General features: G+C 72.0%; 5 protein-coding genes. 2 read left to right on the top strand and 3 right to left on the bottom strand.

The window, feature by feature from the left end:
* The coding region (locus C1I93_RS26725; protein ID WP_146603587.1) for a DUF1028 domain-containing protein at nucleotides 1-541 on the top strand (541 nt) is incomplete at its 5' end.
* A 76-nt stretch (nucleotides 542-617) separates the two neighbouring features.
* Here the strand turns inward: C1I93_RS26725 and C1I93_RS26720 are convergent.
* A complete protein-coding gene (locus tag C1I93_RS26720) occupies nucleotides 618-1,295 on the bottom strand; it encodes a maleylpyruvate isomerase N-terminal domain-containing protein (RefSeq protein ID WP_111246045.1) in 678 nt (225 codons plus the stop codon).
* Between the two features lie 7 nt (nucleotides 1,296-1,302).
* The gene (locus C1I93_RS26715) at nucleotides 1,303-2,190 is read right to left on the bottom strand and encodes a phosphatase PAP2 family protein (RefSeq protein ID WP_111246044.1); all 888 of its coding nucleotides are present in this window, start codon (nucleotides 2,188-2,190) and stop codon (nucleotides 1,303-1,305) included.
* 91 nt (nucleotides 2,191-2,281) lie between these two features.
* On the opposite strand from C1I93_RS26715, the gene C1I93_RS26710 reads away from it, so the two are divergent.
* Nucleotides 2,282-2,986 (top strand): DUF3159 domain-containing protein, encoded by a 705-nt coding sequence (locus C1I93_RS26710; RefSeq protein ID WP_111246043.1) that lies wholly within the window; start codon nucleotides 2,282-2,284, stop codon nucleotides 2,984-2,986.
* A gap of 301 nt (nucleotides 2,987-3,287) precedes the next feature.
* Here C1I93_RS26710 and C1I93_RS26705 read toward each other — a convergent pair whose 3' ends face one another.
* Entirely contained in the window at nucleotides 3,288-6,179 is a 2,892-nt protein-coding gene (locus C1I93_RS26705) for a glycoside hydrolase family 48 protein (protein ID WP_181445339.1), read from the bottom strand.
* Between the last annotated feature and the right edge of the window lie 810 nt (nucleotides 6,180-6,989).

Below are 6,989 nucleotides of genomic sequence, written 5' to 3'. Positions count from 1 at the left end.
GGGCGACGGATGGGCCGCGCAGGGCAACATCCTCACCGGCCCGGAGGTGGTCGACGCGCTACGCGACACCTGGCTGACCGGCACCGACAGGCCCTTCGCGCAGCGGCTGCTCGCCGCGCTGCGCGCCGGGCAGCGGGCCGGTGGCGACCGGCGGGGTCAGCAGAGCGCCGGCCTGCTGGTGGTCCGCCAGGGCGGCGGGTACGGCGGCACCGGCGATCTGCTCGTCGACCTGCGGGTCGACGATCATCCCGACCCGATCACCGAACTCGACAGGTTGCTGGCCGTGCACACCCTGATGTTCAGCCGCCCGGACCCGGCCACCCTGCTCGACCTGGCCGGAGCGCTCGCCGCCGAGGTGGCCGGGCTGCTGACCGCGCTCGGTCATCCGGCCGATCCGGCTGAGCCCGAGGACGCCCTGGTGGACTGGGCCGGGATGGAGAACCTGGAGGAACGGTTGGTGCCCGGCCGCATCGATCCGGTGGTGCTGGCCCGCCTGCGTACCGCCGTCCCGCACGTGCCGGCACCCCGCTCCCCCGCCTGACGGGCCCGCCCGGTCGAGCCGCAGCGGATCCCCGCGCGATGCCCGCCCGGCCGGCGTCGGCGGGTTTCGCGCGGCGTCAGCGGCCGAAGGAGAGCAGCGGCAGCGCCGCGCGGGTGAGCGTGGCCTGCTCGGCGGGGTCGATCGGGGTTCGGCCGGTGGCCTTGGCGATCAGGGTCAGCCGGTCCCAGCCCAGCTCGGCCGGCAAGGGTCGGCCGCCGGTGAGCAGGTCGGCGATCACCTGGCCGGCGGTCGCGGTCAGCCAGGGGGGCCGGCCCAGTGCCGCGGCCAGGTCCAGGCCGTGCACCCCGACCTCCACCACCCGGGTACGCAGGAACTCCGTCACCGTCATCGCGTCGCCGTGCCGGGTGCGTACCACCCGGTCCGCCGGGTGGGCGTCGACCGCGTCGAGGGTGGCCCGCCAGGCCCGGTCGAACTCCGCCGCCAGCGTCGACACGTCGACACCCGCAGCGCGTCCCGCTTCGGCGCGGGCGGCGTCGATGCGGGCGGCGTCGACAGGTGGCGTGAACTTGGCGGCACCGAAGTAGCCTGCGGCGTCGACCCGGGCCTGGGTGGGTGCCGGGGCGGCAAGCATGTCGGCCAGCCGGGCGGCACCGGTGCGGACGTGCGCCATCAGCTCGGCCACCGTCCACGGCGGGCAGTCGGTCGGTCGTTCCAGGTCCGGTCCGTCGAGGGTACGCAACACCTGGCCCAGCCGGTCACACTCGGCGCGGAAGGCGTCGCGTACCCGATTCATGTGCCGCTCACCCCTTGTGGCGCGGGACGAGCCGGTGCACCGCGGCGAGCGCCAGCGCCATCACCACGCCCATCGAGCCGGCGATGCCGGCGGCGCTGCCGGCGTAGCCGAGGAAGAGGGGTTGGCGGCCCAGCTCGGCGGCGGGGATGCCCCGCTGGCCCAGCAGCCACCACAACGCCAGCACGCACACCCCGATCGCCAGCAGGCCGGCGAGGCCGAGCAGCGACGCGGTGAGACGGTGCGCGTCGGCCGAGGCGACCTGGGCCCGCTCCCGCTGGAAGATCAGCAGCAGCAGCCCGGCCAGGGCCGCCCAGACTCCGACCACGAGGAACGCGGCCACCGCGTCGCTGGGTCGGTGCCAGCTCGCGGAGAGGGTGGCCACCCCGGCGGTCGCGGCGTAGCCGGCACCGACCACGGCGGCGACGGGCCGTACCTTGGGCGGCAGCACCAGCACCAGCGCCACCGCCACCGACGCGGCCACCGTCGTGTGGCCGCTGGGCAGGCTGTTGCCGGTGAACGCACGCTCCGGGTCGACGCCGAAGTCGGGGCGGGCCAGGGTGTGCTTGAGCACCTGGGTGGTGACGTTGGCGCCGGCGATCAGCAGGGTGGCCGCGACGGCGAGGGCGACCCGGCCGCGGATCAGCGCGATGAATCCGATCGTCAGGGTGGCTGCCAGCAGCGACACCACGGACATCGCGTTGAGCAGGCGGTTGACCGGTTCCTCGATGTGGTCGCGGCCGATCCGGTTGCCGGTGAGCGCCACCGTGTCGATCCACTGACCGGTCCCGGTGTGCACGGCGAAGCGCCACACGAGCAGGAAGGCCACCGCCTGGACGAGGGCCAGGACGACCAGCCAGACCGCAGTTCCACCCCTCGGCGTGACGCGCACCCGCACAACTTAGCGGTCCGGCCGCACCTGCCGTTCGGTGCCCCACCGCTGCCGGCGGGAGAGGGGATAGGTTGAGGCGCAGGCGAGGGAGGACACGGTGACCGGTACGTCGCAGCGGGACGCCACAGCCGTCGGGCGGCCGGAGTCGCTTGCCGATCTGCTCGGCGGACGCCGTGGCGCGGTGGACGCGACAGTGCCGCCGGTGGCCTTCACGGTGGGGTGGCTGTTGGCCGGGCGGTCGGTCACCGTCGGGGTGATCACCGCCCTGACCGTCGGTGTGCTGGTGGCCGGGTGGCGGCTGCGCCGGGGACACCGCCCCCGGTCGGTGCTGGTCGGGCTGCTCGCCGTCTGTGTGGCGGCGATCGTGGTGGTGCGCACCGGGCGCGCCGAGGACTTCTTCCTGGTGCAGTTGCTGGCCAACGCGGCAAGCGCCCTGGTGTGGGCGGTGAGCATCGTGGTGCGGTGGCCGTTGCTCGGGGTGGTGGTCGGTGCCGCGCTCGGCCAGCGCGGGCGGTGGCGGCGCGACCCGGCGCTGCTGCGGGCGTACGGGCGGGGCAGTTGGGTCTGGACGGCGACCTATGTGCTGCGGGTGGCGGTGTTCCTGCCGCTGTATCTGAGCGGGCAGGTGCTCGCCCTGACCGCGGCCCGGGTCGGGTTGACCTGGCCGCTGGTGGCCACGGCGTTGGCGCTCAGTTGGGCGCTGGTGCGCCGCGCGCTGCCGGCCGGGCATCCGGGGCTGCGTCATCCGGTGCCGGCGGGCGAGGTCGAGACGCCGCCGCCTGCGGGGGCGGTGCGCGGCTGAGCGAGCTGACACGTAAAGGGAGAGGCCGCCACGGGGGGAGCGGCCTCTCCGGTGATGTACGTTACTCCGTCCCGGGGCGGGTTGTGATCCCGGGGTGGCTACTTTTTTTCGCGATCTGCGTAGTACGCCCGGCGAGTCGGGCATGGTGGGGGTGGGCCGATCTTCTCCGCTGCGTCGGCCAGATGGACCGACCCACCCCCGGCCTGACCGTGGGTGTCAGGCCGCCGGCCGGACCTGCCTCTTACCCCCGTGGCCCGGCCGAAGCCTCCGGCCGGGTCGGTGCCCGGCCGGAGGAGTTCACTCAGCCGTTGGGGAACAGCTTCGCGTAGTCGGCGTACGCCATGGCGACGTCCGCCTGGGCCCAGAACCGGTGGTAGCGGAACTCCGGCTCCGGCCCGCCGTCGAGGTACGCCTGGACCTTCGGCCACGCCGGGTCGTTCTTGTAGAACGACCGGATGTCGACGAAGCTCTTGCCCGGGGCGATCTGGTCGCCGTTGGGCATCCGGCCGGTCCAGCCCGGCGGGACGTAGAGGCCCTGGCCGGTGGAGGCGTTGTAGACATCGTCGAAGCGCCGGTAGTCGCCGCGCTTCTCCACAGTCGACACGCCCTGCGCGTCGCTGGCCGCGTGCAGCGCGTCCAGCAGCCCCTTGCCGGTGGTCTTCGCCGCCGTGTTACCCGACTTCGCCGCGTACGCGATGAGCGTGCGGGCCAGGGCGGAGGTGACGCCGACGTCCCGACCCTTCACCGTCACCTCGACGTGCAGGTTGTTGTTGGGCTGCGGGCTGGTCGGGTTCCAGTTGGCGGGCTGACCGGTCCATTCCATGTCCGACGGGATGGACCAGTTGGTGCCCAGCGTGGTGTTGGCGATCGCCCACGGCACCCACTTGTCCAGCAGCGCCTTGGCCCGGGCGTTGCCGGTGACCAGGTACAGCTCGGCGATGCGCTGCATCGACCAGACCTGCATGCCGAACCACTGGTTCGACGGCGGGTCGTTGTAGACCGGGTCCTCGTCGTAGAACATGCCGTAGAAGGTGGCGGTGCCGGCCGGCGGCGTGCCGTAGTGGCCGCCCCAGCTGTTGGTCGCGCCACCGGCGATGCCGCCCTCGGCGGACTGGAGCCAGGTGTAGAACTCCAGCTGCCGCTCGAAGCTCTTCTCCCAGTCGGCGGCCGCGGTCGGCGACTTGGGCTTGAGCTCGGCGACGTTGGTCAGCGCCCACGCCGCGAACGGGTTCTGGTAGCCGAAGTGGCTGTGGCTGGAGCCGATCCGCCACGACCAGTTCTGGCTGGTCTCGTACGCGCCGCCCCAGGCGTAGTACCAGGACATCAGGTAGTGGGCGGAATCGCGACCGTTGCCCGCCGGGCAGGTGGTGGCCCCGACGCAGTTGCCGACCCGCTTGAAGTACTTGTCGAACATGGCGTACCGCAGGTAGTCGCCCATCTTGGCGGCCTTGGCCACGGTGGTCGCCACGTCGGCCTGCTTGTTCTGCTCCTTGGCCCAGGTCAGGGCCCAGTAGGCGGCCTGCACGGCCCGGGCGTCGGCGTCCGGGGCGTTCGTGTACTTCCACTGCTTGGCCGGGGTGCCGGACTCCTTGATGAACAGGTCCAGGTAGCCGTACTGGCCGCCGTGCGCGAAGGTGTCGCAGGAGGGCTGCGGGATGGTCTCCCACACCGACTCCTGGGTGCCGCGCTGGAAGGTGTTGATGTACGCCGGCCGGGTGGTGCCGTCGCCACAGCGGCCGAAGCCGTAGACGTTGTCCACGTCCAGCAGCCAGTGCATGCCGTAGATCGAGCCGGTGCCGTAGGTCTGCTGAAGCTCCGCGCGCAGCGGGTCCTTGCCCACCGGCACGTTGGGCTGCAACTGTGACGGGTACTGGCTGGGCAGGTCGTTCTCGGCGGCGTAGGTGGCGTCACCGGCCGCGCCGGCGGTCGGCTGGTCAGCCGTGGACGGGATGATGTACTTCTCCATCACCGTCCAGGCGTTGTTGAACGGCGCCCAGTTCTGGGTCACCCGCCCGTAGTACGCCTCCAGCCACAGCCAGAAGCTGAACGCCTCCGACGTGGTCTCGTGCCCGTGGTCCGGCGCCTCGACGATCAGGGTCTCGATCGAGTGGTAGGGCACGCCCTCGGGGCTGAAGTAGCCCGAATTCTTGATCTTGTTGTACTGGGTGAGGAAGCGCTGGACGTACTCGCCGTCGCCGCCAGGCACGTCGTTGTCGATCTCGGTGACGGTGATGGTCGCCGGCGTGTGACCGGTGGCCGAGGCGGTGATGGTGGCGGTGCCGCCGACGGTGTCGGAGTCCTCGGCCGCGTTCACTGTCACGTTGACCCCGGTGTTCCAGTTGCTCGTGGTGAGCGTCGCCGTGGTCGGCGAGACGGTGATGTCCGTGTCGCCCGTGCGGGCCAGGGTCACCGCGACGTTCGAGGTGGGCGCCCGGCTCAACTTCAGGTTGAACGTCGAGCTGCCGCCCTCGGGCACGGTCACCGCGGTGGGGGTGGCCACCACGGCCGGCGAGGTGGACCCGGCGACGGTGAACGACCGCTCGGCGACCGCGGAGAGACCGCTGTTGTCAAAGGCCTTGGCCTGCACGGCGTAGTCACCGGCCGGCAGGTTCTCCAGCGTGTACGCGTACGGCGCGGTGGTGTCGGTGTTGACCAGCAGCCCGTTGCGGTAGAACTCGACCCGGGCGATGGTGCCGTCCGGGTCGCTGGCGGTGGCGGTCAGCGGCACGGTGGCCGGGGCGGTGAACGGGCCGGCGGGCACCGACAGGCTCACCGTCGGCGGCTGCTGCGCGACGCCACCGCAGGTGACCCCGTTGACCGAGAACGAGGTCGGCTTCGGGTTGCTGCCACTGTAGGAGCCGTTGAAGCCGAGGCTGACCGACGAGCCGGTGGCCAGGTTGCCGTTGTAGGACTCGTTGGTGGCGGTGACCTCGTTGCCGCTCTGGCTCCACCGGGCCGACCAGCCCTGGGTGACCCGCTGGTTGCCGGGGAAGGCGAACTTGAGCGTCCAACCGTTGATCGGATCGCCGAGGTTCTTGAGGGTCACGTTGGCGGTGAACCCGTTGCTCCAGTCGTTTGTCGCGTAGACCACGTCGCAGGCCGGCGCGGCCTGCGCGGCGGCGGCGGGTACGGTGACCCCGCCGAGCGCCAGTGCCGCGGCGGCGAGCCACGCCAGCCGGCGGCGTCTTGCCAGATTTCTCATCTGCGCGGTGTCTCCTCGGACCAGGCCGGGGGCGGTGCCGTCCCGGCGATGACGCCTGCCGACCCGTCAGGTCGCGCAGCGCCAGTGGATGGTGGTCTCTCCGGCCGGATGGCCGGCGGCGGTGAGGGCAGCCGTGGTCACGGCTGCATCGCCCACTGCTGACAGGACGCCGTACCGGATGCACCGGATGCCCTCGGCGACCCGCGCTCGCGCGCTGTCTGGCTCCACGCGGTCGATCGACAGTTTGCCATGGAAGCGCTCCCAGCACCAGAGACGAGACTTCCGGAAACACTCAGTTGTTTCGATCTCGTTTTGGGGCTTTCACAAAGCCGTGACGGGCGTTACAGTCGCAGCATCGTCGATGGGAGCGCTTCCATCGACAGAGTTCCAACCAGAAGATCACCTGGTGTCGTGCCCACGGCACCGGGGACCTAGCCCACAGGCCGACGGCGGGCCAGCCCGGACACCGCCGTCAGCCGACGCCCCACACAGTGGAGGGAGGTGGATCCTCAGCCACTCGCGTGGCCCGGCTCCCGCGCGACACGCACGACTGGGACGCCAATCCGCACGTGCGTGACCGCAACATGGTGGGGACGGGGGTTGCCCTCCCCCGTCCCCACACTAAACCCCCGTTCACGATGGGAAAAGAGGCCGACGGGTCAGACGCGCATCACCCGCGCGCACCGCACGGCAGTCGACCCGCCCGCCGACCGCCATCCGCGCCGCCCCGCCGACCGCCCGGGCGCGCGCCACGGTCCGCCCGCGGCCCTCGGCGTACCCGGTCCCGCCGCACCCGACGCC

The sequence above is a fragment of the Micromonospora endophytica genome, assembly GCF_003236305.1.
In the GTDB taxonomy this organism is placed as follows: domain Bacteria; phylum Actinomycetota; class Actinomycetes; order Mycobacteriales; family Micromonosporaceae; genus Micromonospora; species Micromonospora endophytica.
Note: the sequence above shows the minus strand (reverse complement) of the source record. Positions and strands in the feature narration are given on the sequence as shown.